At 74.5% G+C, this 25641-nt stretch carries 23 protein-coding genes; 16 read left to right on the top strand and 7 right to left on the bottom strand.

All coding sequences use genetic code 11. From position 1 onward, the window contains the following. The first annotated feature begins 10 nt into the window (after positions 1-10). The 4 genes from FHU28_RS33105 to FHU28_RS20830 all read left to right on the top strand — a co-directional run bounded on the left by FHU28_RS33105 (position 11) and on the right by FHU28_RS20830 (position 4462). Complete coding sequence (locus FHU28_RS33105) at positions 11-994, top strand: cytochrome P450 (protein WP_221453254.1); 984 nt, start codon at positions 11-13, stop codon at positions 992-994. Then, a complete protein-coding gene (locus FHU28_RS20840) occupies positions 991-1785 on the top strand; it encodes an isocitrate lyase/PEP mutase family protein (RefSeq protein WP_184686193.1) in 795 nt (264 codons plus the stop codon). The genes FHU28_RS33105 and FHU28_RS20840 overlap by 4 nt, the downstream gene beginning before the upstream one ends. A 102-nt stretch (positions 1786-1887) precedes the next feature. Continuing rightward, positions 1888-2847 carry a hypothetical protein gene (locus FHU28_RS20835; RefSeq protein ID WP_184686192.1) on the top strand — a complete coding sequence of 320 codons (960 nt, stop codon included), beginning with the start codon at positions 1888-1890 and terminating at the stop codon, positions 2845-2847. A gap of 4 nt (positions 2848-2851) precedes the next feature. Further along, complete coding sequence (locus FHU28_RS20830) at positions 2852-4462, top strand: asparagine synthetase B family protein (RefSeq protein WP_184686191.1); 1611 nt, start codon at positions 2852-2854, stop codon at positions 4460-4462. 6 nt (positions 4463-4468) lie between these two features. Here the strand turns inward: FHU28_RS20830 and FHU28_RS20825 are convergent, their stop codons facing one another. Continuing rightward, positions 4469-5344, bottom strand: a complete 876-nt coding sequence (locus FHU28_RS20825; protein WP_184686190.1) for a transglutaminase domain-containing protein — start codon at positions 5342-5344, stop codon at positions 4469-4471. 122 nt (positions 5345-5466) lie between these two features. Between FHU28_RS20825 and FHU28_RS20820 the strand changes: the two genes are divergently transcribed. Together FHU28_RS20820 and FHU28_RS20815 are read left to right on the top strand one after the other, a co-directional pair. Further along, positions 5467-5940 carry a DUF1203 domain-containing protein gene (locus tag FHU28_RS20820; RefSeq protein WP_184686189.1) on the top strand — a complete coding sequence of 158 codons (474 nt, stop codon included), beginning with the start codon at positions 5467-5469 and terminating at the stop codon, positions 5938-5940. Positions 5941-5988: 48 nt separating this feature from the next. Next, positions 5989-6981 (top strand): carcinine hydrolase/isopenicillin-N N-acyltransferase family protein, encoded by a 993-nt coding sequence (locus FHU28_RS20815; protein ID WP_184686188.1) that lies wholly within the window; start codon positions 5989-5991, stop codon positions 6979-6981. Here FHU28_RS20815 and FHU28_RS33100 read toward each other — a convergent pair. Continuing rightward, positions 6960-7388: an HflX-like GTP-binding protein gene (locus FHU28_RS33100; protein WP_221453253.1), complete on the bottom strand. Its 429-nt coding sequence runs from the start codon at positions 7386-7388 to the stop codon at positions 6960-6962. The genes FHU28_RS20815 and FHU28_RS33100 overlap by 22 nt on opposite strands. A gap of 112 nt (positions 7389-7500) precedes the next feature. Further along, positions 7501-8952 (bottom strand): LVIVD repeat-containing protein, encoded by a 1452-nt coding sequence (locus FHU28_RS20805; RefSeq protein WP_184686187.1) that lies wholly within the window; start codon positions 8950-8952, stop codon positions 7501-7503. Between the two features lie 138 nt (positions 8953-9090). Here FHU28_RS20805 and FHU28_RS20800 point away from each other — a divergent pair, with 138 nt between their 5' ends. Further along, on the top strand, positions 9091-9786 hold the full coding sequence (locus FHU28_RS20800; RefSeq protein WP_184686186.1) for a DUF305 domain-containing protein: 696 nt from the start codon (positions 9091-9093) through the stop codon (positions 9784-9786). Positions 9787-10157: 371 nt separating this feature from the next. Here FHU28_RS20800 and FHU28_RS20795 read toward each other — a convergent pair whose 3' ends face one another. Then, positions 10158-11537 carry a serine/threonine-protein kinase gene (locus FHU28_RS20795; RefSeq protein ID WP_311773630.1) on the bottom strand — a complete coding sequence of 460 codons (1380 nt, stop codon included), beginning with the start codon at positions 11535-11537 and terminating at the stop codon, positions 10158-10160. A gap of 502 nt (positions 11538-12039) precedes the next feature. On the opposite strand from FHU28_RS20795, the gene FHU28_RS20790 reads away from it, so the two are divergent. The 7 genes from FHU28_RS20790 to FHU28_RS20760 all read left to right on the top strand — a co-directional run bounded on the left by FHU28_RS20790 (position 12040) and on the right by FHU28_RS20760 (position 18718). Next, positions 12040-12675 (top strand): RNA polymerase sigma factor, encoded by a 636-nt coding sequence (locus FHU28_RS20790; protein WP_184686184.1) that lies wholly within the window; start codon positions 12040-12042, stop codon positions 12673-12675. A gap of 16 nt (positions 12676-12691) precedes the next feature. Then, positions 12692-13429, top strand: coding sequence for a hypothetical protein (locus tag FHU28_RS20785; RefSeq protein WP_221453252.1), 738 nt, complete (start codon positions 12692-12694; stop codon positions 13427-13429). A 155-nt stretch (positions 13430-13584) separates the two neighbouring features. Next, a complete protein-coding gene (gene egtA / locus FHU28_RS20780) occupies positions 13585-14820 on the top strand; it encodes an ergothioneine biosynthesis glutamate--cysteine ligase EgtA (protein ID WP_184686182.1) in 1236 nt (411 codons plus the stop codon). Next, positions 14817-16145 carry an ergothioneine biosynthesis protein EgtB gene (egtB, locus tag FHU28_RS20775; RefSeq protein ID WP_184686181.1) on the top strand — a complete coding sequence of 443 codons (1329 nt, stop codon included), beginning with the start codon at positions 14817-14819 and terminating at the stop codon, positions 16143-16145. Before egtA ends, egtB begins: the two co-directional genes overlap by 4 nt. Positions 16146-16154: 9 nt before the next feature. After that, on the top strand, positions 16155-16901 hold the full coding sequence (egtC, locus tag FHU28_RS20770; RefSeq protein WP_184686180.1) for an ergothioneine biosynthesis protein EgtC: 747 nt from the start codon (positions 16155-16157) through the stop codon (positions 16899-16901). 37 nt (positions 16902-16938) lie between these two features. After that, positions 16939-17904 carry an L-histidine N(alpha)-methyltransferase gene (gene egtD / locus FHU28_RS20765; protein ID WP_184686179.1) on the top strand — a complete coding sequence of 322 codons (966 nt, stop codon included), beginning with the start codon at positions 16939-16941 and terminating at the stop codon, positions 17902-17904. Positions 17905-18130: 226 nt separating this feature from the next. Then, entirely contained in the window at positions 18131-18718 is a 588-nt protein-coding gene (locus FHU28_RS20760) for a TMEM165/GDT1 family protein (protein WP_184686178.1), read from the top strand. Between the two features lie 55 nt (positions 18719-18773). On the opposite strand, the gene nhaA is transcribed toward FHU28_RS20760, so the two are convergent. Then, on the bottom strand, positions 18774-20072 hold the full coding sequence (gene nhaA, locus FHU28_RS20755) for a Na+/H+ antiporter NhaA (RefSeq protein WP_184686177.1): 1299 nt from the start codon (positions 20070-20072) through the stop codon (positions 18774-18776). 157 nt (positions 20073-20229) lie between these two features. Continuing rightward, positions 20230-22077: a polysaccharide biosynthesis protein gene (locus tag FHU28_RS20750; RefSeq protein WP_184686176.1), complete on the bottom strand. Its 1848-nt coding sequence runs from the start codon at positions 22075-22077 to the stop codon at positions 20230-20232. A 185-nt stretch (positions 22078-22262) separates the two neighbouring features. Between FHU28_RS20750 and FHU28_RS20745 the strand changes: the two genes are divergently transcribed. Further along, positions 22263-23711 carry a tyrosine-protein kinase domain-containing protein gene (locus tag FHU28_RS20745; RefSeq protein WP_184686175.1) on the top strand — a complete coding sequence of 483 codons (1449 nt, stop codon included), beginning with the start codon at positions 22263-22265 and terminating at the stop codon, positions 23709-23711. On the opposite strand, the gene FHU28_RS20740 is transcribed toward FHU28_RS20745, so the two are convergent. Continuing rightward, positions 23692-24246, bottom strand: coding sequence for an arsenate reductase/protein-tyrosine-phosphatase family protein (locus tag FHU28_RS20740; RefSeq protein WP_184686174.1), 555 nt, complete (start codon positions 24244-24246; stop codon positions 23692-23694). The two genes, FHU28_RS20745 and FHU28_RS20740, sit on opposite strands and share 20 nt — an antisense overlap. A 144-nt stretch (positions 24247-24390) precedes the next feature. On the opposite strand from FHU28_RS20740, the gene FHU28_RS20735 reads away from it, so the two are divergent. Next, positions 24391-25632 (top strand): glycosyltransferase family 4 protein, encoded by a 1242-nt coding sequence (locus FHU28_RS20735; RefSeq protein WP_184686173.1) that lies wholly within the window; start codon positions 24391-24393, stop codon positions 25630-25632. The last annotated feature ends 9 nt before the right edge of the window (positions 25633-25641 follow it).

Below are 25641 nucleotides of genomic sequence, written 5' to 3'. Positions count from 1 at the left end.
CGGTCGAGCGATGGAACTACCGACGATCACTGCCGCTCCCGGCACCCCGCCCTGCGGACCACCGGCTTCCGGCGACGACGGCTGGGTGGTCACCCGGTACGCGGACGTCGTCGCCGCCCTGACCGACAGCCGCTGCGTGGTGCCGGCGGCGCCGGCCGGAGCGGCTGGCACGTTGGCGTGGCTGCGCGGCACGGTGAGCCGGTTCAGCCCACCTGACGAGCACGCCGCGCGCCGCGCCCTCGGGACGGCCGCACTCGACGCCCTCGACCCGTCGGACCTGAGCCTTGCCGCCGCGCGGTTGACCGGGCAGATCCTCGACGGCGTGGCGCGCGAGGACGTCGTGGACGTGACGGGCGAGCTGGCTCGACGCGTACCCGTCGAGGTGCTGGCGGAGCGGCTCGGCCTGGCCGAGCCGGCGGCGGCCGTCGCGGAGGTGTCCGCGGTGGCCGCCGCCTACCATCCGGGCGCGGGCCCGGCGGCGGTCTCGCGGGCGGACCGGGCGGTGGCGGCGCTGCTGGCGATGTCCCCGCCGGCTCCGGCCGAGACGACAGCGAACCTCCTCGGGCTGCTGGTGCAGGCCGCCGACGCCACCGCCGGGCTGATCGGCGCGGCCGTCCGGCACGGGCTCGCCGCGCCGGACGAGCTCGGCACGGCCGCGTTGCTCGCCGAGGTGCTGCGCCTCGATCCACCGGTACGGGTCACCCGCCGGGTCACCACGGACGCGCTGAGTCTCGGCGGCCAGGCGGTACGGGCAGGGGAGCGGCTGCTGCTCCGGTTCGACGCCGCCAACCGCGACCCGGCCGTCTTCCCGGAGCCCGGCCGGTTCCGCACCGATCCCACGGGCGCGGCGCTGACCTTCGGCACCGGTCCCCGCGCCTGCCCCGGGCAGCGGCACGCGCTCGCCCTGGCCGCCGGTGTGGTCGGCGTGCTGCGCCGCCGCTGCCGCCCGACCGAACCGCTCCCGACCGACCGGCTGGAGGTGACCCTGCCATGACCGACAGGTACCGCGCGTTCCGTGAGCTGCACCGGCCCGGCGACCCGCTGCTGCTGCCGAACGCCTGGGACCACGCGTCCGCCGCGGCGCTCGCCGACCGGGGATTCCCGGCGATCGGCACGACGAGCCTGGGCGTCGCGGCGGCCGCCGGCCGGCCCGACGCGGTCCGCGCGACCCGGGCCGAGACGCTGGAGCTGGCGTACCGGCTGCGGCGCCTGCCGGCGCTGCTCACCGTCGACATCGAGGACGGCTTCCACGACGACCCGGCCGAGGTGGCGCGCTACGTCGGCGAGCTGGCCGCCCTCGGCGTGGTCGGCGTGAACCTGGAGGACGGCCGCCCGGACGGGTGCCTGGCCCCCGCGGAGCACGTCGCCGCCACTATCGCGGCGGTCCGCGCGGCCGTCCCGGGGATCTTCGTCAACGCCCGCACCGACGCCTGGTGGCTGGACGTGCCGTCGCCGCTGGGCGAGGCGCAGCGGCGAGCGGCGGTGTTCCGTGCAGCCGGCGCGGACGGCCTGTTCGTGCCCGGCTTACCAGACGACCTGGTGGGCGTCCTGGCGGCCGAGGCGGGGTTGCCGGTGAACGTGCTGTACCGGCCGGGCGGCCCGGACCCGGCCGCCCTGGGCCGGCTCGGCGCGGCCCGGGTCAGCACCGGCTCGCTGCTGTTCCGGGCGGCCCTCGGCGCGGCGCTGCACCTCGCGGACGCGATCGCCGCCGGGCACGACGCGGGACTGCCGGCGCCGCCCGGATACGACGAGGTGCAGGAACGAACGCGTCGGTTCGCCACCTGATCGGGCGCCTTCGCCAGAAATGGGAGATTCTCTCCCCCTTCGGTAATTACGGTGTGCGCAGATCACGTCACGCCGTGTCCCGACCGAGAGGGGACGGAGACCATGCGAGTGCCCAGCCGCAGCCCCGGTCGCCAGCCCGGTCCCGCCGTCACGTCCACCGCTCCCGCCCGCCGGGTGCCCGCCGCCGGCCGGCGCTCCGATGCCGCGCCGGACCTGTCCGCGTACCGGGCGGCGGTGGCGGAACTCCTGGTCGAGGTGGGCGCGCTGGCCGACGCGCCGTCGGCAACCGCCCGCCAGGTGCTGCTCGACCAGCGGCTGCGCGAGCCGGCCATCGCCGCCGTCCTCGACGCCACGCCCCAGGGGCTGATCGGGGCCCGCGAGACGCTGCTGCTGGAGATGGCCCGCTACCAGCCCAACGCGCGCAGCTCGGCGCAGGACCTCACCGCGCTGGTACGGATCTACCTGCTGTCCCGCGTCGACGTGCTCTGGTGGCGGGACGCCCCGACGTTCCTCACCGACGACCAGGTCCGCACCAGCGCCGAACTGGTCGACCTGGAGTGGCTGCGCCGGCGCGGGCTGATCGAGTTCCGCTATCAGGAGCAGGCCGCCACGGTCGTGGGGCGGGGCCTGCGCGCGGTGCGGCGGCGGCTGCTTCCGGACGCCACGCCGCGTACCGCCGGTCTGCTGTTCCGCCGGGCCCGCCGCGAGATGATCGCGTTCCTCAACGACCTGGCCCGGGAGTTCGCGGCCGTCGCCCCGGACCGCACGCCGCCGCTCTGGGTGACCAGCCTGGCCCGCAGCGCCGAGCACCAGTACCGGTTGCGCCGCCTCGGGTACGCCGCGATGGTGCCCAGCGGGCACTGCCTCGGCTGGGCCGCCGACGTCGAGCTGGAGTGGTACGAGCGCTTCGACGCCCGTTCGGCCCTCGCCGGACTGCTGCTGGCCCGCCAGGACGCGGGCGAGGTGAACGTGGTCGACGAGGGACAGGCCTGGCACGTGTGTCTCGCCCCGGACGCCCGCCGCCGCTACCGGCGGGCGTACGAGGCCGAGATGGGGGTGTGACCCGGTGTGCGGCATCGCGCTGAGCATCGGCCCCGAGGCCGACCCGGCCACCTTCCGCCGGATGCTCGCCGCGCTCGCGCCGCGCGGTGAGGTCACCGAGACCCGCCAGGAGAACGGCCTGCTCGCCGGCGTACGGCGGTTGCGGATCGTGGACCGGGAGCGGTCCACGCAGCCCTGGATGTCGCCGGACGAGCGGCACCTGCTCTGCTTCAACGGCGAGATCTTCAACCACCACGAGCTGCGTGCCGAGCTGACCCGGCTCGGGCATGAGTTCCGCACCACCGGCGACACCGAGGTGGTGCTGACCGCATTCCGCCAGTGGGGCGAGAACGCGGTACGCCGGCTGCGCGGGGAGTACGCGTTCGTCATCGTCGAGCGGGACAGCGGGCGGGCGTACCTGGCCCGGGACCCGCTCGGGGTCAAGCCCCTGTACTGGTCCCGCCTGCCCGGCTGCCTGCAACTCGCCTCCGAGGTCAAGGCGCTGGTCGGGCACGGCGCGCCGATCAGCGAGGTGGCGCCCGGACATCACGGCTGGGTCGAACCCGGCGGGCCGGTCCGGCCGCGTCCGCACGTCGACCTGCTCACCCTCGGCGACGGCCTGCCGGTGATCGACGACCCGGACGAGGCGGCCCTGCTGGTCCGCGTCGCGCTCACCGACGCGATGCGGACCCGGCTGGACACCGACCTCACCGTCGGCGTGGTGCTCTCCGGCGGCCTGGACAGCTCGCTGGCGCTGCTGCACGCCCGGGAACTGCACCCGGACTGCGTGGCGGTCACCATCGGCGTGCCGGAGAGCCCGGACGTCGCGTACGCCCGGCGGCTCGCCGCCGACCTCGGCGTGCCGCACGAGGTGATCGAGCTGCGCCCACGCGACATCCGGCTGGCCGACGTACGCGAGGCGATCCGGGTCTCCGAGCTGACCGAGTACGGCGACATCATCAACGCCGTCGTCTCGGTGCCGATCTTCCGGCGGCTGCGCGAGCTGGGCGTACGGGTGGTGCTCACCGGCGACGGCTCCGACGAACTGTTCGGCGGCTACCCGATGTACCACCAGGTCGGGCCGGAGCGGTCCCGCCGGCTGTTCCTGCACAAGATCCGCAACCTGTGCCGGACCGAGCTGCAACGGGTGGACCGGGCCAGCATGGCGCACGGCGTGGAGGCGCGGGTGCCGTTCCTCGACCTCAGCGTCGTCGAGCTGGCCATGCGGCTGCCGCTGGACCTCAAGCTGCGCGACGGGCAGGAGAAGTGGATCGTCCGGCAGGCCTTCGCCGATCTGCTGCCCGGCTACGTCCGGCAGCGGCCGAAGAACCCGATGTCGTACTCGTCGGGCCTGCACGAGCGGACCCGCCTCTACAAGCCACTGTTCGCCCGGCTGCACCGCTCCTTCGGCTACGACCTGCTGGAACCGGTCCGGCGGGACTTCGACAGCGTGCTCACCCGGTGCGGCAACGACCTCGACCGGGCCATCGCCGAGGGCATGGCCCGGCCTGACTACACGGTGCTGGAACACGCCCGGGACCTGGTCGGCGCGGCCCGGTGGAACGCCGCGCCGATGGTCCGGCGGCTGGTCAACCCGCGCCGCACCCGAGGCGACGAGGCGCCCCTGCCCGGGTGAGCCGGGTCAGCGCCGCAGGTCCACGTCGGCGGTCACGCCGGAGACCGGGTCGGCGCAGTGGACCGTCGGCCCCGGACGCAACCGGGCGTCCGAGGCGTACCGCCGGGTCAGCTCCCGCTCGGCGGCGGCGTCGCCGCGGTCGGCCGCCACCAGCAGCGTGGCGACCTCGTCGACGAGCGGAAGATCGGCGGCGGTCAGGTCCTCGGTCATCGCCCCGAACTCGTCCCAGAGCAGCACCTCGTCCTTGTGCCGGTGGGCCAGCTCCAGCAGCACGTAGTCGTGGATGAGCCAGTCGCCCCGAATCGGCACCGACGGGTCCACGCCGTAGGTGTCCGGGTCGATCCGGCCCGCCCGGTACGCCAGCCACACCCGGGCCGCCGACTCGAAGTGCCCCGCCTCCGGGTCGATGTCGTAGCCGTCGAACGGCTGGTCGCCGGCCGGGTCCAGCTCCGGGTCGGACCAGACCCAGCGCTCTCCGTTCCACCACTCGGCGAGCACGTGGTCGTGGTGCCAGCCGGGCAGGAAGTAGCTCACGAAGCCGACCCGGCTGCGGGCCGGGATGCCGTGCTGGCGCAGCGCCGCGACCGTGAGCAGCGTGTGGTCCCGGCAGCAGCCGGCGACCCGCTCGGCGGCCGGGCGCTCGGCGGTCAGCGGCAGCGGGAACCGCGACTGGTCGGCGTCGAGGATGCGGTCCATCCAGCGCAGGTTCACCTCGGCCTGGCGGATGTCCGGCAGCTCCACGCCGCCGGCGCGGTAGTGGATGATCACGTTGCGGGCGGTCGCCGCGACTGTGGGCAGGTCGGCCGGTACGGCGTCGAGCAGCGCCGCGTGATGGCGGGGATCGCTGTACGGGGAGTGGGCGCGGTAGTCGTCGACGTCCATCCGGCCATTGTCGGCGCGGGATGCGGCCGACGGATGCCCGTTCCGCGCTCAATCTCACGACACCCGAATGCCAGGTCCGATCACCGCCAGCGCCGCGGTCCGGGCCGCGCCAGGCTGGGACCGTGACGACCACCCGTACCGCGTTCCGGATCCGCCCGCTGCCCGCCGGGACACTCGCCGAGCTGCACCGTACCGGCCGCGACGCCACCGGGCAGCCGCCCGAGCACCGGCGTGCCACCGGCGGCGAGCCGCTGCGCTGCTGCCTGCGCGACGCCCGGCCCGACGAGGCGCTGCTGCTGTTCGGGTACGCCCCGCCGCTGCCGCCGAGCCCGTACCGCGAGGTGGGGCCGGTGTTCGCGCACGCCGCCGGCTGCGCCGGCCCGGACGACGTGACGGCGTACCCGTCCCAGTGGCGCGGACGGGAGCAGGTGCTGCGCGCGTACGACAGCCGGGGCCGCATCGTAGGCGGACGGCGACACGACGGCGGCGACCCGGAGGCGGTGATCGCGGAGCTGTTCGCCGACCCGGCGGTGGACCTGCTGCACAGCCGCAACGTCGTGTACGGCTGCTGGATGTTCGCCGTCGTGCGGAGCTGACCGGGTCCCGAATGGACATCGGCGGACGCCTCTTCTAGCGTCGCTGTCATGCGGAGGACCCTCATCGCCGGCGGGCTCGCGCTGCTCCTGCTCGGCACGGCCTGCGGGGAGAGCCGCCGGTCCGACCCGCCGGCCGCGGCCGGCTCGCCGACCGCCTCGCGGCAGGACCCGGGGCAGGTCGAGCGGACGCTGGCCAGCCTCCGCAAGGTCGACGACCTGCCGATGTACGAGATGACGTACGACGGCGACTACGACCCGACCGCCGGGCTGGCCGGGTCGACGCCGCCGAGCCCGTTCGGCTGCTCGCTGTTCGCCGCGCTCGGCGACCGGGAGCGGCCGATGTTCGCCCGCAACTTCGACTGGGAGCCGAACCCCGCGCTGGTGCTGCGCACCGACCCGCCGGACGGGTACGCCTCGATCTCCCTCGTGGACATCTCCTACCTGGGCGTGGCCGCCGACCCGACGGGGGACCGGCGGCTGCTCGACGCGCCGCTGCTGCCGTTCGACGGCATGAACGAGCGGGGTCTCGCGGTCGGGCTGGCCGCCGACGACGGGGCGCGCGCCGAGCCGGTGCCCGGCCTGCCGAAGGTGGGCTCGGTGCGCATCCTGCGCCTGGTGCTCGACTCGGCCGCCACCGTGGACGAGGCGGTCGCCGTGTTCAAGCGCTACAACCTGGACTTCGACGGCGGGCCGCCGCTGCACTACCTGCTGGCCGACGCGACCGGCGCGTCCGCGGTGGTGGAGTTCGTCGACGGGGAGATGACAGTGGACCGGCGGAGCGGCCCGTGGCAGGCGCTGACGAACGTGCCGGCCGTCGGGGTGCCGGACCGGGAACTGCGCCAGGACCGCCGGTACGGGGTGCTGGCGAAGGAGCTGGACCGCACCGGTGGGGTGGTCGACGCGGCCGGGGCGCTGCGGCTGCTGAACGCGGTACGCCAGTCGCACACCCGCTGGTCGGTCACGTACGGGCTGCGCAGCGGCGAGGTGCGGGTGGTCACGGCCGGTGGCGGCGCCCGCGACTACCGCCTGCCGATGAGCTGATCCGGGCCAGGTGGACCGCTCCGGCCGAGGTCGTCGCCGCTGATCACGAGGCAGCCCAGCAGGTCGGCGAGCACGGTCCGCTGAACCGGTGTCAGGGTGTTCACGAAGACGGCGACGTCGACGCCGGCCTCCCGGCACGCCTCGGCGATCTCGCGGAGCCTGCCGTGCGTCAGCAGCGTCCGGCGGGAGAACGGCCGGGACATTCGGGTAGCTCCGCCGGGACGCGCGTGCCACCGGTCGGAGACGCCTCGGCGTTGCGCGAACCGGCCCACCACCCGGGCGCCGCGTTCCTCGGCCACGGCGGCGAGCCGGTCGAGTCGGGCCTCGTAGTCCTTGTCCTTGGCCGGGAAGAGCCCGACGAGCACGACGTCGGCGCCGTCGAGCGGGTCGCTCACGTACCGCTTCACGCAGACAGGATCGCCCGCGGCGGCCGGCGCGGCCAGGGGTTTCCGGGCCGCCGCACGCGCCGGGCCCGGCGTCCCCGCGAGGGGAGCGCCGGGCCCGGGACGGGTCAGCGGGTCACCAGCTCAGGTAGCCCGCCTGGGTCTGCACGTTCAGCTCGGGAACCAGCAGGAACTGCGCCAGCCAGGTACGGGGGTCACGCAGCTCCAGCACGTCCAGTCCCTTCTGGATGTCGCTGGAGTAGATGTGGCCGTTGTACCAGTACGCCGACCAGGACCCGCCGGTGCGCAGCTGCGAGGCGTCCAGCGGACCGCGCTCCCAGTAGGCGATCTCCGTCGGCTTGCGGGAGTTGGTGAAGTCCCACACCGAGATGCCGCCCTGGTACCACGCCTGCACCATGATGTCGCGGCCGGGCACCGGAATCAGCGAGCCGTTGTGAGCCACGCAGTTCTCGGTGTCGGTGTTGGCGCGCGGGATCTTGTAGTAGCTGCGGAACTCCAGCTTGCGCGCGTCACCGCGGCCGGTGATGTCGTAGATGGCGTCCGCGCCGCGCTTCGGGCCGACCACCTCGTTGCAGGTGGCCGCGCCGCCGCCGCCCAGCTCGTCGGTGAAGACGACCTTGGTGCCGGAGTTGTTGAACGTGGCCGAGTGCCAGAATGCGAAGTTCTCGGCGTCGGTCACCCGCTCGATCACCCGGGGCGCCTCACGGTTCTTGATGTCCAGCAGGACACCGTCACCCATGCACGCGCCGGCGGCCAGGTCCTTCGCCGGGTACGCGGTGATGTCGTGGCAGCCGGTGGTGGCCGACGTCTGGCCCGGGATGCCCGGGTATCCGCCGTCCGGGAACAGGTTCGGCGTGGCGACCACCGAGGCCGTGGTGGGGTTCTTCACCGGCACCTTGACGATGGAGATGGAGTCGTGCGGCGGCTGGCAGTCCGGGAACTCGGCGCGCGGGCTGTACGACGAGACGTACAGGTAGACGTTGCGCTTGTCCTTGCCGGGCACGAGCGTGTGGGTGTGCGAGCCGCACGCCGTCTCGACCGACTTGATGTAGCGCGGGTTGCGCTTGTCGCGGATGTCGAAGATCTTGATGCCCTCCCAGGACTCCTTCACCGACGCCGGCTGGCTGGTGCTGGCGCACGAGTCGTCGCTGCGGGAGGAGTCGGTGGACAGGAAGAGCAGGTCGCCGTGGACCGAGATGTCGTTCTGCGAGCCGGGGCAGAGCACCTGCGACACGATCGTCGGGCGGCTCGGCCGCAGGATGTCGTAGATGACGAACCCGTCGTAGTTGCCGACGAACGCGTACCGACCCTGGAAGGCGATGTCGGTGCCGAGGGCGGCGGAGGTGTCGAACGGCGCCTGCTTCGGCAGGTTTGCCACCTGCCGCAGGTTGGGGCTGCTGGAGATCTCGTCGACACCGGGGACGGCGCTGTCCACGGTGGCCGGCGCGGCCTGGGCGCGGGGGATCTCCTGGGCGCTGCTCGGCGGCGCGGCGACCACGCCGGCGAGCAGCAGGCCGGCGGCGGCGAGACTGATGATGCGGGTGCGGGACGTGCGGAGGCTGATCACCGGCAACACCCTTCGAAAGGGGATGATGATTCGCCAAACCTTACCTATTGGAGACCGTCATCAATGTGACCCGGGTCACACTAGGGAACTTTTGTCTATGTATAGGATCGCCTTCACCTTGACCGGAGGAGGCGTCGTATGACCAGCCGGCAGGCGCGCGTGTGGGTGGGCGTCACAGCGCTCGTCATGCTCGTGGTGATCGGCGGGCTGGCGCTCGCCGGGCGCGACGACACCCGGCCCCCGACGGCGGCGGGGAACGCCGCGACGGGCGCGCCGAGCGCGAGCGCCACCCCCTCGGCGCCGCCGCTGCTGGTCCCCGGCCGTCCGGGGGAGTCGGCCGCCACCCGCGCGCCCGACCAGGTGCGGGGAGCGTCGACACCCCGGTGGAACAGCCTCGACGTCTGGTACGTCCGGATGATGATCCCGCACCACGAGCAGGCCCTGGAGATGGCGACGCTCGCCCCCGACCGCGCCGCCGACCCCCGCATCCGCGCCGTGGCCGACCGGATCCGTGCCGCCCAGGGGCCGGAGGTCGGCCTGCTGCGTGCCTGGCTCAGCACCCGCGACCTGCCCGCCGACGTGCCGGGACACGACCACGGCAGCATGCGCGGGATGCAGTCCGCCGAGGCGATGCGGCAGCTCGCGGACGCCCGCGGCGCGGCGTTCGACAAGCTCTTCGTGCGGATGATGACCGACCACCACCAGGGCGCGATCGTCATGTCCACCGACCTGCTGAAGGTCGGCGCCGATCAGGCCATGCAGGAGTTCGCCACCGGGGTGGCCGTCGAGCAGTCCGCCGAGATCACCCGCATGCGAGCCCTGCTGACCCCCTGACCCCCGACACCCCGCCCGTCCGGGGTGATCATGAGGTTGGCGGCGACAAATCGGACGGCGACGTCCGTCAACCTCATGATCACCGGGGCGTGGGGTGGTGGGGGAGTAGCCGGGAGAGCGGGCCCAGGCTGGGCAGTCGTGGCTCGCCTCATCCTCGGCCGTCCGCTGCGCGGCATCGCCTTCGACACCGCCCTCTGCGGGGTGGTCGTGTTCTTCGCCGTCTCCGCGTACGTCGCCGGCCAGATCGGCGTCCCGGCGTTCGCGGTCGGCCTGGCGGCGGTGGCGGTGTTCTTCCGGCGTACCCACCCGACGGCGGTCGCCGCGGGGACGTCACCCTCGTCCTGCCCTGGGCGGGGCCGGCTCGTGGTGGGTCAGGGCTGGGTGGCCGGCTGCCCGCCGGTGTCACCGCCGCCGCCGGTGCCGGGGTCGGCGGTGGTCGGGTCGGGTGCCGGCGGAGTGGTGGGTGCCGTCGTCGCCGGCGCGCTGGGCGGCGTGGTGGTCGGCGCGCCGGTGGGCGCCGGCTCCTCGCTGACGCTCGGCTGCGCCGACGGGACCGCCGAGGCGCTCGGCGTCACCGAGGGCGTGGCCGACGGCCGGTCGCCCGGACCCACCGGACGGAAGGTGTAGTCGTCGCCCGGCGAGGGCTCGTCGACGACCGGGTCCGCGACCGGGTCGCTCGGCGCCACCGCGGGGGGTGTCGAGTCGATCTTCGTGGCCGGCTCGGCGGTGTCGTTCGCGGCGGCCACGAGCGCGCCCAGCGCGCCCATCGCCACCAGCACCGCGCCCAGCGCCCCGACGAGCGTGCCGCGCCGGCTCCGCCGCCGCGACGTCGCCACCGCGGCGCCCGGGCGGACCGCCGGCTGGTCGTCGCGGGACCGCCCCGGGCCCGCCGCGCCGCGCAGCGTGGCAGTCGCGGTCGGCGAGTCGGTACGCGCGGCCCGGGCCGCGTCGGCCATCGCCGCGGCGCTCGGGTAGCGGTCGGCCGGGTCCTTCGCCAGCGCCCGGGCCACCAGCTCGCGCACCGAATCCGGGATCTCCGCCGGCAGCTCCGGCGGTTCGTCGTCGAGATGGCGTACGGCCACCTGGAGCGGGTTGTCGCCGGTGAACGGCGGGCTGCCGGTGAGGCAGCAGTAGGCGACCGCGCCGAGCGCGTACACGTCGGTGGCGCCCGAGACGGGCCGGCCGGCGGCCTGCTCCGGCGCCATGTAGAGGGCGGTGCCGGGGACCGCGTTGGTGCTGGTGATGCTCGTGATGTTGGTCGAGCGGGCCACCCCGAAGTCGACGAGCACCACGGTGCCGTCGTCCTGCACCAGCAGGTTGCTCGGCTTCACGTCGCGGTGCACGATGCCGCGCCCGTGCGCCGCGTGCAGCGCCTGTGCCACCTGGGCCACGATCGACATGGTCTCGGCGACCTCGAGGTGCCCGGCGTCCTCGATCCGCCGCGACAGCGGCTCACCGGCGACGAACTCCATCACCAGGTAGTCGGCCCGGCCGCCGCTGGGCAGATCGTCCTCGCCGCAGTCGAAGACCTGGACCACGCCGGGGTGGCGCAGCGAGGCCATGATCCGGGCCTCGGAACGGAAACGGGCGATGAAGTCGGGGTCGGACACCAGGGCGGGAAGGAGCACCTTCACCGCGACCGGGCGACCGAGGACCAGGTCGGTGGCACGCCAGACGTCGCCCATGCCGCCGGTGGCGACACGGTCTTCCAGGCGGTACCGACCGCTGAGTACGACGTCTGAGGACAGCACCCCCATACCGTACCCACAGCAGGCCCGAAGTATTTCCCGCGATCTCGGCGACCTATCGAAGGCGTTCAGCGGGCCCGTCCACCAGCCGGGACGCCGATCGGCGCACCGTGACCGGACCGGCACGATCGGCCAGAATGGGAACACCACGGCGCTTCCCGCCCGGCGCGACCGGGTGCGCTCGCGCGCCGGACAGCGTCGATCCCGTGTGTCGCGTTACCCCGACACGCCGCCGGCGGGCGTAGACATTTCTCTCTGTTTCTCCGGCCTCAACGTCTTGCCGGAGCGCCCGATGTTTCCTAGCCGTCGGCCCGGCTCCCGGCCGCCCCGGGCCGTCGGTACCGTATGTCCGCCGACGCCCGTGCCGCGCGGCAGTGTCCATGGCGCAACGCATCGTTGTGCGCGTGCGAGATCAACTCACCGGGGGGCGAGTGCGGATGGTGGTGTGGCCACTGGCTCCCCGGCGCGTCCGTCGCCCGGACGCGACCCGGGCCGGACGGCGACCGTGACGGCCGAGCTGAACGAGGCCGTCACCGCGGCGCAGGCCGGCGACGAGGAGGCGTTCCGGTTCCTCTACCGCAGCCTGCAGCCCGCTCTGCTGCGCTACCTGACCGCTCTCGTCGGCGCCGACGCCGAGGACGTGGCCTCGGAGGCGTGGCTCCAGATCTCCCGCGACCTGCCCTCCTTCACCGGTGGGGAGTTCCGCGCCTGGGCGGTCACGATCGCCCGCAACCGGGCCATGGACCATCTGCGCCGCCAGCGGCGACGTCCGTCGGTCCCGGTGCCGGTGCAGGCGCTCAACGACCTGGCCGCCGACGCGGACACCGCCGACCGGGCCGGTGAGGCCATCGCCACCGAGAGCGCGCTGGCCCTGATCCGTACGCTGCCACCGGCCGAGGCGGAGGCGGTGATGCTGCGGGCCGTCATCGGCCTCGACGCGGAGACCGCCGGGCGGGTGCTGGGGCGGCGGGCCGGAGCCGTGCGCACCGCCGCGCACCGGGGCCTGCGCCGGCTGGCCGGCATGCTGGAGCGCTCCGCGGCGGACGGCGTCCCGGACGACACCCGGTACGCCGTCGCGCCGCGTCCCCGTACCGACCGCCAGGTGCCGCACGCCCCCGAGGCCGAGCCGGCGGAGGGCTGACGTGAGGGGAGACGGCATGCACGCTCGCCGGTCCGGCGGGCCCGGCGACCGGGCGGAATCCGATCGGCTGCTCGACGCCGCGCGCGCCGGGACGCCACCGGGGGCGGAGGCCGACCCGCTGACCCGGCTGCTGTCGGCCGCGGCCGGTCCGGCCACCGCCGGCGAGGTCGCCGGCGAGGACCAGGCGGTCGCCGCCTTCCGGGCCGCCCGCGCCGCGCCCGCGCCCGCGCCGGTGTCCGCGCCCGCGGCCCGGCCGCGCCGGCGCCTGCGGATCGCCGCCGCGCTGTCCGGGCTGGCCGCCACAGCGGTCGCCGGGGTGGCCTTCGCCGCCGTCCAGCTGGACCGCCACCCCGAGCCGGTGGTCCCGCCGGCGCCGGCCACGACCGGTCCGGCCGGCAGCGGGCCCACCGCCACCGGGCCGTCCCGGCCCGCGCCGAGCACACCGGCCGGGGAGGCGTCCGGCGCGGCGTCACCACCGGCACCGTCGGCGACGCCGAGACCGACGCCGAGCACTCCGGCCCGGCCGCCCGCGCCCCCGGCGGCCGGCAACCGGCTCGTCGGCCACTGCCGTGCCTACCTGGCCAAGCCGGAGCGGCAGCGGGAGAAGGCGCTGACCAAGCCGGGTTACGCCGACCTGGTCGCCGCCGCGGGCGGTCCCGAGCACGTGGAGAGCTACTGCCGGGACCTGGTGGCCGCGCCGGAGGAGGGCCCGGAGCCCGGACGCGCGGATCCGGACGAGGACGAGGACGACTGAGCGCCGAGGCGCAATCAGATTCCGGACAAAAATTCATCTCTCCGGGCAAGCGGATCACGTCTGCTAGACAGAGGATGGTGGGACGGCGTCCCGCGCCGGCTGGGCCGGGCGCGTCGCCACACCGTGGTCGCCCGTCGCCGAGGAGGAGCCACCCCATGGTGATGTCGCCGGACCTGGACCGCGCCGTCGTCCTGGGCGACGAGCAGGCGGCCCGGGGCCACCTCGCCCGGATCTGCTTCAAGACCGGACCGCCCACGCTCGTCGGCGTCGAACTGGAATGGACCGTGCACGACGCCGCGGACCCGGCCCGCCCGGTCGACCGCGAACGACTACGCAAGGCACTGGGGCGGCACAGCCCCGTGACGCTCGACCCCACCAGCCCGGCCGACGAGCTCCGGCGCGCGAGCGCCGTGACAGTCGAGCCCGGCGGGCAGGTGGAGATCTCCGCAGCCCCGCGACCGACTGTCGCCGCGCTCGTCCTGGCCACCGAGGCCGACGTCGCCGAGCTGCGGGCCCGGCTGGACGCCGCCGGACTGGTGCTCGGCCGCAGCGGGATCGACCCCTGGCGCCTGCCGCGACCCGTCGTGGAAACCCCCCGCTACCGGGCCATGCGGTGCGCCTTCGACCGGCGCGGCCCGGCGGGGCGGGCGATGATGTACAGCACGGCCGGGCTCCAGGTCTGCCTCGACGCGGGCGAGCCGGAACACCTCGCGTTGCGGTGGGCCGCCGCGCACGCCGTCGGCCCGCCGCTGCTGGCCGCCTTCGCCACCGCCGGCCGGCACGCGGGCCGGGCCACCGGCTGGGCCTCCGCCCGGATGGCCACCTGGCTCGCCATCGACCCGGCCCGGACCCGCCCGGTGTGGTCGGCGGCCCGCGCCGACGAGGATCCGGTGGCCGCCTGGACCGGCTACGCGCTCGCCGCGCCGCTGCTCTGCGTACGCGGCGACGGCCCCGACTGGACCGCGCCGCCGGACGTCACGTTCGCCGACTGGCTGGCCGGCGCGCTGCCCCGCCCGCCCACCACCGACGACCTGGAATACCACGTCAGCACGCTGTTTCCGCCGGTACGCCCGCGCGGCTACCTGGAGCTGCGCTACCTGGACGCCCAGCCCGGCGCGGAGTGGACAGTGCCGCTGGTGGTCCTGGCCGCGCTCTTCGCCGACCCGGCGACCACCCGCGACGCGCTGGCAGCGGCCGCGCCGGTGGCCGACCGGTGGCGCGCGGCGGCCCGGTGCGGACTGGCCGAGCGCCCGCTGGCGACCGCAGCGGCGGCGCTGTTCGACCTGGCCCTGACGGCCCTGCCCCGGCTCGACCTGCCGCCCGCCATCCACGAGGAGACCCACCGAGCGATCCGGCGGCGCCGCGCCGCCACGGAGAGGGGACACCGGTGACCACCACCGACCGACCGGGCACTGACGCCGAACGACTGCGCGACCGGATCGCCGCGGAGCTGGAGCGGACCCGCGCCCGCACCGCGTCGCTCACCGACGCGGTGGACGACGACGACCTGGTCCGGCAGCACTCCACACTGATGTCGCCGCTGGTCTGGGACCTGGCGCACGTCGGCAACCAGGAGGAGCTGTGGCTGGTCCGTGACGTCGGCGGACGCGAACCGGTGCGCCACGACATCGACGACCTCTACGACGCGTTCAAGCAGCCACGCAAGGACCGCCCGGCGCTGCCGCTGCTGCCGCCGGGCGAGGCGCGCGTCTACGTGCGTACGGTGCGGGACAAGGTGTTCGACCTGCTCGACGGCATCCGCTTCACCGAGCGTCCCCTCGTCGCCGACGGGTTCGCGTTCGGCATGATCGTGCAGCACGAGCAGCAGCACGACGAGACCATGCTCGCCACCCACCAGCTGCGGGCCGGCCCGCCGGTGCTGCACGCGCCGCCCCCGCCGGAGCCCCGGGCCCGGGTCGGCGGTGAGGTACGGGTGCCGGCCGGGCCGTTCACCATGGGCACCTCCACCGACCCGTGGGCGCTGGACAACGAGCGCCCGGCGCACACCGTCGACCTGCCCGCGTACCTCATCGACGCCGCCCCGGTGACCAACGGGCAGTACCGGGCGTTCATCGCCGACGGCGGGTACGACGAGCCGCGCTGGTGGAGCGAGGCCGGCTGGCGGCACCGGACCGAGGCCGACCTGAGCGCGCCGATGCACTGGCGGCGCGACGGCGACGGCTGGGCGTACCGCCGGTTCGGCCGCTGGTCGGCGGTCCGCGACGACGAGCCGGTGGTGCACGTCTGCTGGTACGAGGCGCAGGCGTACGCGGCGTGGGCCGGCAAGCGGCTGCCCACCGAGGCGGAGTGGGAGAAGGCGGCCCGCTGGGACCCGGCGACCGGCCGGTCCCGCCGCTACCCGTGGGGCGACGAGGACCCGGGCGCCGAGCACGCCAACCTGGGCCAGCGGCATCTGTGGCCGGCGCCGGTGGGCGCGTACCCGGCCGGCGCGTCGCCGCTGGGCGTGCACCAGCTCGTCGGCGACGTGTGGGAGTGGACCTCGTCGCCGTTCCGGGGCCACCCGGGCTTCACCGCGTTCCCGTACCGGGAGTACTCGGAGGTCTTCTTCGGTGACGACCACCGGGTGCTGCGGGGCGGCTCGTTCGGCACCGACCGGTCCGCCTGCCGGGGCACGTTCCGCAACTGGGACTACCCGATCCGGCGGCAGATCTTCAGCGGTTTCCGCTGCGCCCGTGACGCCGGCCCGGAGGAGTGAGCCGGCCTGATGTGCCGTCACCTCGCGTACCTCGGTCCACCCGTGCTGCTGCGCACCCTGCTGTCCGACCCGCCGTACGGCCTGCTGCGCCAGTCGTGGGCGCCGCGTGACATGCGTGGCGGCGGCACCATCAACGCCGACGGCTTCGGCGTCGCCTGGTACCCGGACGACGGCGACCCGGTCCGGTACCGGCGGGCCCAGCCGATGTGGAGCGACACCACGCTGCCGGAGCTGGCCGCCGTGACGCGGGCGAGGGCGGTGCTGGCGGCGGTCCGGTCGGCCACCGTCGGCATGCCGTTGCACGAGACGGCGGCGGCGCCGTTCGCCGAGGGGCGGTGGCTGTTCAGCCACAACGGCGTGGTGCGGGGCTGGCCGGACAGCCTGGTCCCGCTCGCCGCCGGCCTGCCCGTGCGCGACCTGATCACGCTCGACGTGCCGACCGACTCGGCGCTGCTGTGGGCGCTGGTCCGGCACCGGCTGCGCGCCGGGGCGCCGCCGGACGACGCGGTCGCGGACACCGTCGCGGCGGTCGCCGCCGCCGCTCCCGGATCGCGGCTGAACCTGCTGCTCACCGACGGTACGACAGTCGTGGCGAGCACGGCCGGCCACGCGCTGTCGGCGCGTCGCGGCCCGGACTCGGTGCTGCTGGCGTCCGAGCCGTTCGACGACGACCCGGCCTGGCAGGAGGTGCCGGACGGCCGGCTCGTGGTGGCGACCACGGGCGGGTTCGACGTCCGGGAGCCGACCGCCGCCTGAGCATCCCCTTCCACCGGCAGGACAGAGAGGACACCTGATGAGCGCGGAGCCGCTGGAGATCCACCTGGAGGAGCGTGACCTCGACCGGGGCCTGCGCGAGGACGTACGGGTGGGGCTGACCGCGACGCCGAAGTGGCTGCCGCCGAAGTGGTTCTACGACGCCCGGGGCAGCGAGCTGTTCGAGGAGATCACCCGCCTGCCCGAGTACTACCCGACCCGGGCCGAGCGGGCCGTGCTCGCCGCGCACGCCGACGACGTCGTCGCCATGACCGGCGCGAAGACGCTCATCGAACTGGGGTCGGGCTCGTCGGAGAAGACCCGGCTGCTGCTGGACGCCTTCACCCGGCACGGCGACCTGGGCACGTTCGTGCCGCTGGACGTGTCGGTGAGCGCGTTGCGCTCGTCCACCGAGCAGATCGCCGCCGCGTACCCGGGACTGCGGGTGCGGGGGATCGTCGGCGACTTCACCCGCCACCTGGACCGGCTGCCCACCGGCGGCCGGCGTCTGGTGGCGTTCCTCGGCGGCACCATCGGCAACCTGCTGCCGGTGGAGCGGGCCGGTTTCCTCACCGCCATGCGTGCGGCGCTGGAGACCGGCGACTGGCTGCTGATCGGCACCGACCTGGTCAAGGATCCGGCCGTGATCGTGCCCGCGTACGACGACGCGGCCGGCGTGACCGCCGAGTTCAACCGCAACGTGCTCCGGGTGATCAACCGGGAGCTGGGCGCGGACTTCGACCTCGGCGCGTTCCGGCACGTGGCGGTCTGGGACCCGGCGCGGGAGTGGATCGAGATGCGGCTGCGCGCCGAGCGCCCGACCCGGGTGCGGGTGCTGGACATCGACGTCGTGTTCGCCGCCGGCGAGGAGCTGCGTACCGAGGTGTCGGCCAAGTTCCGGCCGGAGGGGATCGCTGCCGAGCTGGCCGCCGCCGGGTTCGACAGGCAGGCGTTCTGGACCGACCCGGACGGGCTGTTCGGGGTGAGCCTGGCCCGGGCAGACTGAGGTCCGGGTGGTCCGGGCCACACCCGCTGACGGGCGCTGCGGGTGATCGGTTAGGCTGGCGGCGCGAAGGGGAGTAGCCCCCAATGTCGTGGTCGACACACTGGTGCGTTCCGCATCCGGCCACGCGGCCCCGGTCTCCGGGGCGGGCGAGACCTTCGACTCAGGCTGTCGCAGCCGGGTCGAGGGCGCCCCCGTTCCTCCTCCCGGCTTGATCGGGAAGGTTCACATGGAGGGTTTCTTCGTCGCGCTGGTGGTCAGCTTCGGCGTGATCTTCGTTGCGGAGCTGGGCGACAAGTCGCAGCTCATGGCACTCACGTTCGCCACCCGGTTCAAGACGGTACCGGTGCTCATCGGCATCACGATCGCCACCGCGATCGTGCACCTGGCCTCGGTGGCCATCGGGTACGGCCTGAACGCCGCGCTGCCCACCGGATGGATCTCGCTCATCGCCGGCCTGGCGTTCCTCGGCTTCGGCGCGTGGACGCTGCGCGGCGACAAGCTGACCGAGGAGGAGAAGCGCAAGGCCGAGCGCAGCAACCGGTCGGCGATCCTCGCGGTCGGTGTGGCCTTCTTCCTGGCCGAGCTGGGTGACAAGACCATGCTCGCCACCATCACGCTCGCCACCAAGTACGGCTGGTTCGGCACCTGGCTCGGGTCGACGCTCGGCATGGTCGCCGCGGACGCGCTGGCGATCCTGGTGGGCCGGATGCTCGGCCGGCGCCTGCCGGAACGGGCGATCCGCTACGGCGCCGCAGTGCTGTTCGCCATCTGCGGCCTGTGGCTGATCTTCGAGGCGGTGGCGGAGCTGAACTGAGCCGCAGGTGTCGCGCCGGCCGTCCGCCCCGCGGGGACGGCCGGCGCGACGCAGGTCAGGCGGCGCCGCCCTGGTAGACGTCCGGGACGCCGTCGCCGTCGGCGTCCCGGTTCTCCCGTTCGCTGATCCGGCGGTAGGCCCGGTTGCGGCGGACCAGCACCACCGAGGCGAGCAGGGCAGAGGTCAGCGAGCCGAGCAGCACCGCCACCTTGACGCCGTCCTCCTCCGGGCTGCCCGCGCCGAACGCGAGCTCGCCGATGAGCAGCGACACGGTGAAGCCGATGCCGGCCAGCAGCGCCAGCCCGAGCAGGTCGGCCCAGGTGATCTCCTCGTCCAGTTCGGCCCGGGTGAACCGGGCGAGCAGGTAGGTCGAGCCGAACACGCCGACGACCTTGCCCAGCACGAGGCCGGCGGCCACCGCGATCACCACCGGGTTGCTCAGCACGCCACCCACGTCCACGCCGACCAGGGTCACCCCGGCGGCGAAGAAGGCGAAGACCGGTACGGCCAGGCCGGCGGAGACCGGCCGCCACCGGTGCTCCAGCCGTTCGGCCAGGCCGGGCGCGCCGTCGCGCCCGCGCAGCACGGGCACCGTGAAGCCGAGCAGCACGCCCGCCACCGTGGCGTGCACGCCGGAGGCGTGCACGAGCGCCCAGGCGGTCACGGCCAGCGGGATCAGCGCCCACCACCAGGTGCGGCGCCGCTGCACGAGCAACCCGAACGCGGCGATCGGCAGCAGCGCGCCGAGCAGCGGCAGCGGGTGGAAGTCGGCGGTGTAGAACACCGCGATGACGGTGATCGCGAAGAGGTCGTCCACCACGGCAAGCGTGAGCAGGAACGCGCGCAGCCCCTGCGGCAGGTGGGAGCTGACCACGGCGAGCACGGCGAGGGCGAACGCGATGTCGGTGGCGGTGGGGATGGCCCAGCCGCGCAGTCCGGCCCCGCCGGCGCTGAGCGTCACCGCCAGGTAGATCAGCGCGGGCGCGACCATGCCGCCGAGGGCGGCGATCACCGGCAGCGCGGCCCGGCGGGGGTCACGCAGGTCACCGGCGACGAACTCGCGCTTGAGCTCCAGGCCCACCACGAAGAAGAAGATCGCCAGCAGCCCGTCGGCGGCCCAGGTGCGCAGGCTGAGGTCGAGGTGCAGCGCCGCGCCGCCGGGCCAGGGCACCCAGTGGCCCAGTTCCGCGTACCCCGCGCGCCACGGCGAGTTGGCCCAGATCAGGGCGACCACGGCGCCGAGCAGCAGCAGAGCGCCGCCGACCGTCTCGGTGCGCAGCACGTCGGCCAGGAACCGGGCTTCCGGCCAGGACCGGCGCGAGAGCAGGCGCGACGGGGGCGGGGTGTGGGTCATGCGGCGTCCGTTCGGGAGCTGGGATCGGCGAAATCATCGCCGACCAGGCTTCCCGGCACACCGGGACCAACCCTAACGTCCGCCGGGACCGGCGGCGAGCCGGGCCGGTGGGACGCGCCGCGCGCCTCGTGGGCGGGCGCGTCCCACCGGCGTGCGGTCAGCGCTGGCCGGGCAGCGCCGGCAGGACGGCGCCGGCCGGTTCGCAGAGCGTCGCCAGCCGCTTGATCAGCTCGTCCGGGTCGGCGTACGGGTCCAGCGTCCGCACCTCGTCCGGGTCCAGTTCCGGCACCGGGACGTGGGAGATCAACGGGTGCAGCGGGCGGGTGTCCACCTCGTCCGCGCCGAACAGGTGCTCGTGCAGCTTCTCGCCGGGTCGCAGCCCGGTGAAGACGATCTCCACGGGCCGGTCCGCCTCGGCGGCGAGCCGGCGCGCCACGTCCGCGATCCGGACCGGTTCGCCCATGTCGAGCACCAGCGCCTCGCCGCCCCGGCCGATGGTCGCGGCCTGGAGCACCAGGTGCACCGCCTCCTGGACGGTCATGAAGTAACGGGTGACTTCGGGGTGGGTGACGGTGACCGGCACGCCGGCGCGGATCTGCGTCTGGAACGCGGTGAGCACGGACCCGCGGCTGCTGAGGACGTTGCCGAACCGGACGCTGAGGTAGGTGCCGTTGAGCCGCTGCGCGTGGTACGCGGTGAGCCGCTCGGTGATCCGCTTGGAGTAGCCGAGGACGCTCGCCGGGTTCGCCGCCTTGTCGGTGGAGATGTTGACGAACTCGGCGACGTCCCGGCACGCCTCCAGCACGTTGACCGTACCCAGGATGTTGGTCTTGATCGCCTCGCCGGGGTGGCGCTGGAGCAGCGTCAGGTGCTTCAGCGCGGCGGCGTGGAACACCACGTCGGGCTGCCGGTCGGCGATCACCCGGGCGATGCCCTCGGCGTCGCGGATGTCGGCCAGGATCAGCTCCGGCCCGTCCAGCAGTGCCCGCCCGTGCAGCGACATCTGCAGCGCGTGCAGCGCCGACTCGTCCCGGTCGAGCATCATCAGCTCGTCCGGCTCGCAGCGGGCGATCTGCCGGCACAGCTCCGAGCCGATCGAGCCGCCCGCGCCGGTCACCAGCACCCGCCGGCCGGCCAGCCCGCCCCGCTCCACGCTCAGCTCCGCCACCCGGTGCGCCCGGCCCAGCAGATCGGTGAGCTGGACGTCGCGTACGTCGGTGGCGGCGACCGGACGGTCGAGCAGCTCGCGCACCGGCGGCAGCACCTTGAACGCCGCGCCGGCCTCCAGGGTGCGGGTGCGCACGTCGCGCAGCAGCTGCCGGTTCGAGCCGCTCATCGAGAAGATGACAGTTTTCGCCCCGCTCGCCCGGACCGCGTCGCCGACCTGCTCGCGACCGCCCAGCACGCGCAGCCCTTCCAGCCGCAGGCCGCGGCTGTCGGGCGCGTCGTCGAGCAGGCCCACCGGCCGGTAGCGGCTACCCGGATCGTGCAGCAGCACCCGGACCAGCCGCTCGCTTGCCGCGTCCACCCCGTACACCAGGCAAGGCTCGGCGTGTCGCGCGGCGGGGTGCTGGCGGTCGGCGTAGGCCCGCCAGAGTCCGCGGGCGGCGGCCATCGCCACCAGCGCGACCGCGCCGCCGACGAGCGGCGTGCTCGCCGGTACCGGCCGCTGCGTCCACGGCAGGACGGCGGCGAAGCCGACGATCGCCACCAGCGCGACGGTGACGGCCAGTCCCTGCGCGTCTCCGGAGCTGCCGATCGGGTAGCGGCCGTAGAGCCGGGACCGCAGCAGCGTGAGCGCGGCGTACAGCGCCGCGCAGGCAAGCGCCAGGCCGAGCGTACGGGCGCTGGCGGCGGCGGTGAGGTCGAGCTCGTACCGGGTCCAGGTGGCGCCGATAAATCCTCCGCACCACGCGGCCGTGTCCAGCGTTAACAGGGAAAGGGTGGCGGCGCGGTGGGTGATCCGGCTGTGCGGTCGCACGGCTGTGCTGGCTTCACTATCCATGGGCTGCCCTCTGTGTCCTATCCGGATTGAAAGGATTAGACCTTCTGTGCCTGTTCGGTCGTTTACATTCGTTAAGTCACGTAACGTCGTGAATAGGCGATTCGATCCTGGCACGGCGACTGGGGCTTTTAGGGGGCTTTCGTGCAGTTTCATCGGCAGACCGGCGTGTCGCGAGGGGGAGCGTGATGGACGTTCTCGGCTACCTGCGCCTGGTCCGACGACACTGGTGGATCGTGCTGGTGACGGTGATGCTCGCCGTGGGCACCGCCGCGCTGGTGACGGTCCGGACGGCGCCCCGGTACGAGGCCTCGGTGACGTTCTTCGTCACCACGCCCAGCCAGGGAGTCACCGACGCCTACCAGGGCAGCCTCTTCCTCCAGCAGCGGGTGAAGTCCTACGGTGACCTGCTCACCAGCGACCGGCTGGCGCAGAGCGTGGTGGCCGACGCGCCGCTGGGCCTCACCGCCGACCAGGTGCGCAGCCGGATCCGTACCGCCAGCACGACCGGCACGGTCCTGCTCAAGGCGACGATCACCGACACCGACCAGACCCGGGCGCTGAAGACCACCGAGACGCTCGCGACGAAGTTCACCGAGCTGGTGCGCAAGGTCGAGACGCCGCCGGACGGCAAGGCCCCGCCGATCAAGATCGAGGTCGTCAGCGGTCCCCGGGTGACCTCCAGCCCGGTCTCGCCGCAGCCCACGCGCAACCTGGTCATGGGCGGTCTGCTCGGCCTGCTGCTCGGCGCCGCGCTGGCAGTGCTGCGCGGGCTGGCCGACGTCCGGATGCGCGACGGCATCGCGCTGCAACGGGTGACCGGCAGCCCGCTGCTCGGCGAGATCCCGTACGAGACCGGCGCGAAGGCGGCGCCGCTGATCGTCGGCGCGGCGGCGACCTCCGCCCGCGCCGAGGCGGTCCGCAAGCTGCGCACCAACCTGCGCTTCGTGGACGTGCACGAGCCGGCCCGGGTCATCGCGGTCACCAGCGCGTTGCAGGGCGAGGGGAAGACCACGATGGCCTGCAACACCGCCATCGCGCTCGCCGAGGCGGGCTGGCGGGTGCTGCTGATCGACGCCGACCTGCGGCGTCCCAAGGTCGCCGACTACCTCGGGCTCGACGGCGGCGTCGGCCTCACCGACGTGCTGGTCGGCGACGTCCAGGTCGGTGACGTGGTGCAGCGCTGGGGTGAGAAGTCCCTGCTGGTGCTGCCCAGCGGCGCCACCCCGCCCAACCCGAGCGAGCTGCTCGGCTCGAAGTCCATGGCGGACCTGCTGGTGGCGCTGCGGGACTCCGCGGACATCGTGGTGATCGACACCGCTCCGCTGCTGGCCGTCACCGACGGCGTGGTGGTGGCCGTGCAGGCCGACGGCGCGCTCCTGGTCACCCAGCAGGGCCGGACCTCGCGCAGCCAGGTGGCGGCGGCGGCGAACGCGCTCAGCTCGGTCTCGGTGCGCCTGCTCGGCTGCGTGCTCAACATGGCCAAGGTGGCCAAGTCGGACGCCTACCAGTACGAGGCGTACAAGGTGGTCGTGCCGCCCGCCGCGCCCTCCGTGCCGGCCGACCGGGCCGGCAGCCGCCGGGGCGCCAAGGCCGGGGGCGGCCGGACGCAGGAACTCACCCGGCTTTCGCGATGAGCGCGAGCACGGGGCGGATCGACCGCTCGATCTCCTCCGCGCAGCGCCGGAAGTCGGCCGGCGATCCGCCGATCGGGTCGCGCAGGTCGTCCGCGTCGGGGGCGGCGGGTTGCAGCCGCCCCCGGGCGCGGACGGCGGCCGACACCGCCGCCCGCAACGGCGTGCCCGCCTCCGCCTCGTCCGCCCGGGCCTCGGCGGCCAGCCGGGCGAACTGCCGCAACGTGAACGTCCGGGCCAGCGCGGCCGGGGCAAGCGCGGTGCAGGCCGAGCGCTGGCGTCGGGTCGCGGTCAGCACCAGCGCCGCTCCGGTCAGGTGCTCCGGGCGCAGCCGCCGGGTGCGGAAGGCCGCCGGGTCCGCGCCGGTCCGGGTGGTCACCTCGACCGCGTACGGGTGCATGGCTGCCCCGTCGATCGCGTCGGTGCCCGCGCTGGCGACCGCCAGCGGCAGGCCGGCCAGCATCCGGCGGGCGATGAACTCCGCCATCGGTGACCGGCACATGTTCGCGTGGCAGACGAAGAGGACCTCGTCGACCATCTGCACCCCTCTCGTCGGCACGGTCGCGGCGCAGAGTGCCGCGACGGCGTTCTTCCGGCGGTCGCGGCCGGACGCAGAGGGGTTGCCGGAATCGTACGCGCCGCGCCGCGCGCCCGTCCGGCAAGCCGCGCCGGGAGCGTGGACATGAGGATCGGCATCCTGTCCTACCACTTCCCGCCGGAGCCGGCGTTCGTCCCGGGCAGCCTGGCCGAGGAACTGGTGGCCCGGGGCCACGAGGTGCGGGTGCTCACCGGATTCCCGGACTACCCGGGCGGCCACGTCTATCCCGGCTGGCGGCAGCGCTGGCGGCACCAGACGCACAGCGAGCGGCTGACCGTACGGCGGGTGCCCCGGTACGCCGGGGGCGACGGCTCGCCCCGGGGCCGTACCGCGAGCTGGCTCTCCTTCGCCGGCAGCGCCGCGCTCGCCGGGCCGGGCCTGCTGCGCGGCGTCGACGCGCTCTACGTCTTCGGTCACCCGGCGGTCACGTTCGCGGCGTCCGGGCTGCTGCGGCTGCTCGGCCGTACGCCCACCGTCCTGCACGTGCAGGACGTCTGGACCGAGCACGAGCCGGACCCGGAGCGGAGCCGCCGGGAACCGGCCCGGCTGGAGACCGCCACGCGCCGGCTCTACCGGGAGGCGGCCCTGGTGGCGGTCAGCTCGCCGTCCATGGGAGATCTGGTTCGCGCCCGCGGGGTCGAACCGGCGCGGGTGCGGACGGTGCTCAACTGGACCGACGAGCGCATCTTCCGCCCGACCCAGGCCGGTCCGGCCGTCCGTCGGATGGTCCGCCGGGAGGACCGCTGCGTGGTGATGCACGCCGGGACGATCGGCGCGCGCCAGGGCCTGGAGACGGCGGTCCGCGCGGCGGCGGCGCTCGGTGACCGGATGGACCTGGTGCTGGTCGGCTCCGGCCCGCAGGAGCGGCGGGTGCGAGGGCTCGCCGCCGACCTCGGCGCGGACAACGTCCGGTTCGTGGAGCGGCGGTCCGCTGTGGACATGCCGCAGCTCTACGCGGCCGCGGACTATCAGCTCGTCGCGCAGCGCGACCTGCCCGAGCTGCGGGGGACCGTGCCCGCCAAGCTCCAGGCCGCGCTCGCCTGTGCCGCGCCGGTGGTCGCCTCCGCCGGAGGGGAGACGGCGGAGCTGGTCGAGCGGGCCCGTGCCGGGCTGTCCTGCCCGCCGGAGGACTGGGCCGCGCTCGCCGACCGCTTCTGGCTGGCCGCCGCCATCCCGGCGGCCGCCCGGATGGACATGGGCAGGCGGGGCCGGGGCGCGTACCTGCGGGAGATGTCGATGCGGGCCGGCGTGGACCGGATCGAGGCCCTGCTGCACGAGGCGGCGGGCGTGGAGCCGAGCCGGGGAAGCCTCGCCGAAGCGATGTAAGGCACCAGA

This window comes from Micromonospora echinospora (assembly GCF_014203425.1).
Lineage (GTDB): Bacteria > Actinomycetota > Actinomycetes > Mycobacteriales > Micromonosporaceae > Micromonospora > Micromonospora echinospora_A.
The sequence above is the reverse complement of the archived record's forward strand: the minus strand, read 5'-3'. Positions and strand labels throughout refer to the sequence as shown.

What these genes read in the sequence shown, in the direction of transcription:
- FHU28_RS33105 (WP_221453254.1), top strand. Translation starts at nt 11, where the DNA reads ATGGAACTACCGACGATCACTGCCGCTCCCGGCACCCCGCCCTGCGGA.
- FHU28_RS20840 (WP_184686193.1), top strand. Translation starts at nt 991, where the DNA reads ATGACCGACAGGTACCGCGCGTTCCGTGAGCTGCACCGGCCCGGCGAC.
- FHU28_RS20835 (WP_184686192.1), top strand. Translation starts at nt 1,888, where the DNA reads ATGCGAGTGCCCAGCCGCAGCCCCGGTCGCCAGCCCGGTCCCGCCGTC.
- FHU28_RS20825 (WP_184686190.1), bottom strand. Translation starts at nt 5,344, where the DNA reads ATGGACGTCGACGACTACCGCGCCCACTCCCCGTACAGCGATCCCCGC.
- FHU28_RS20815 (WP_184686188.1), top strand. Translation starts at nt 5,989, where the DNA reads ATGCGGAGGACCCTCATCGCCGGCGGGCTCGCGCTGCTCCTGCTCGGC.
- FHU28_RS20800 (WP_184686186.1), top strand. Translation starts at nt 9,091, where the DNA reads ATGACCAGCCGGCAGGCGCGCGTGTGGGTGGGCGTCACAGCGCTCGTC.
- FHU28_RS20785 (WP_221453252.1), top strand. Translation starts at nt 12,692, where the DNA reads ATGCACGCTCGCCGGTCCGGCGGGCCCGGCGACCGGGCGGAATCCGAT.
- egtA (WP_184686182.1), top strand. Translation starts at nt 13,585, where the DNA reads ATGGTGATGTCGCCGGACCTGGACCGCGCCGTCGTCCTGGGCGACGAG.
- egtC (WP_184686180.1), top strand. Translation starts at nt 16,155, where the DNA reads ATGTGCCGTCACCTCGCGTACCTCGGTCCACCCGTGCTGCTGCGCACC.
- egtD (WP_184686179.1), top strand. Translation starts at nt 16,939, where the DNA reads ATGAGCGCGGAGCCGCTGGAGATCCACCTGGAGGAGCGTGACCTCGAC.
- FHU28_RS20760 (WP_184686178.1), top strand. Translation starts at nt 18,131, where the DNA reads ATGGAGGGTTTCTTCGTCGCGCTGGTGGTCAGCTTCGGCGTGATCTTC.
- nhaA (WP_184686177.1), bottom strand. Translation starts at nt 20,072, where the DNA reads ATGACCCACACCCCGCCCCCGTCGCGCCTGCTCTCGCGCCGGTCCTGG.
- FHU28_RS20750 (WP_184686176.1), bottom strand. Translation starts at nt 22,077, where the DNA reads ATGGATAGTGAAGCCAGCACAGCCGTGCGACCGCACAGCCGGATCACC.
- FHU28_RS20745 (WP_184686175.1), top strand. Translation starts at nt 22,263, where the DNA reads ATGGACGTTCTCGGCTACCTGCGCCTGGTCCGACGACACTGGTGGATC.
- FHU28_RS20740 (WP_184686174.1), bottom strand. Translation starts at nt 24,246, where the DNA reads ATGGTCGACGAGGTCCTCTTCGTCTGCCACGCGAACATGTGCCGGTCA.
- FHU28_RS20735 (WP_184686173.1), top strand. Translation starts at nt 24,391, where the DNA reads ATGAGGATCGGCATCCTGTCCTACCACTTCCCGCCGGAGCCGGCGTTC.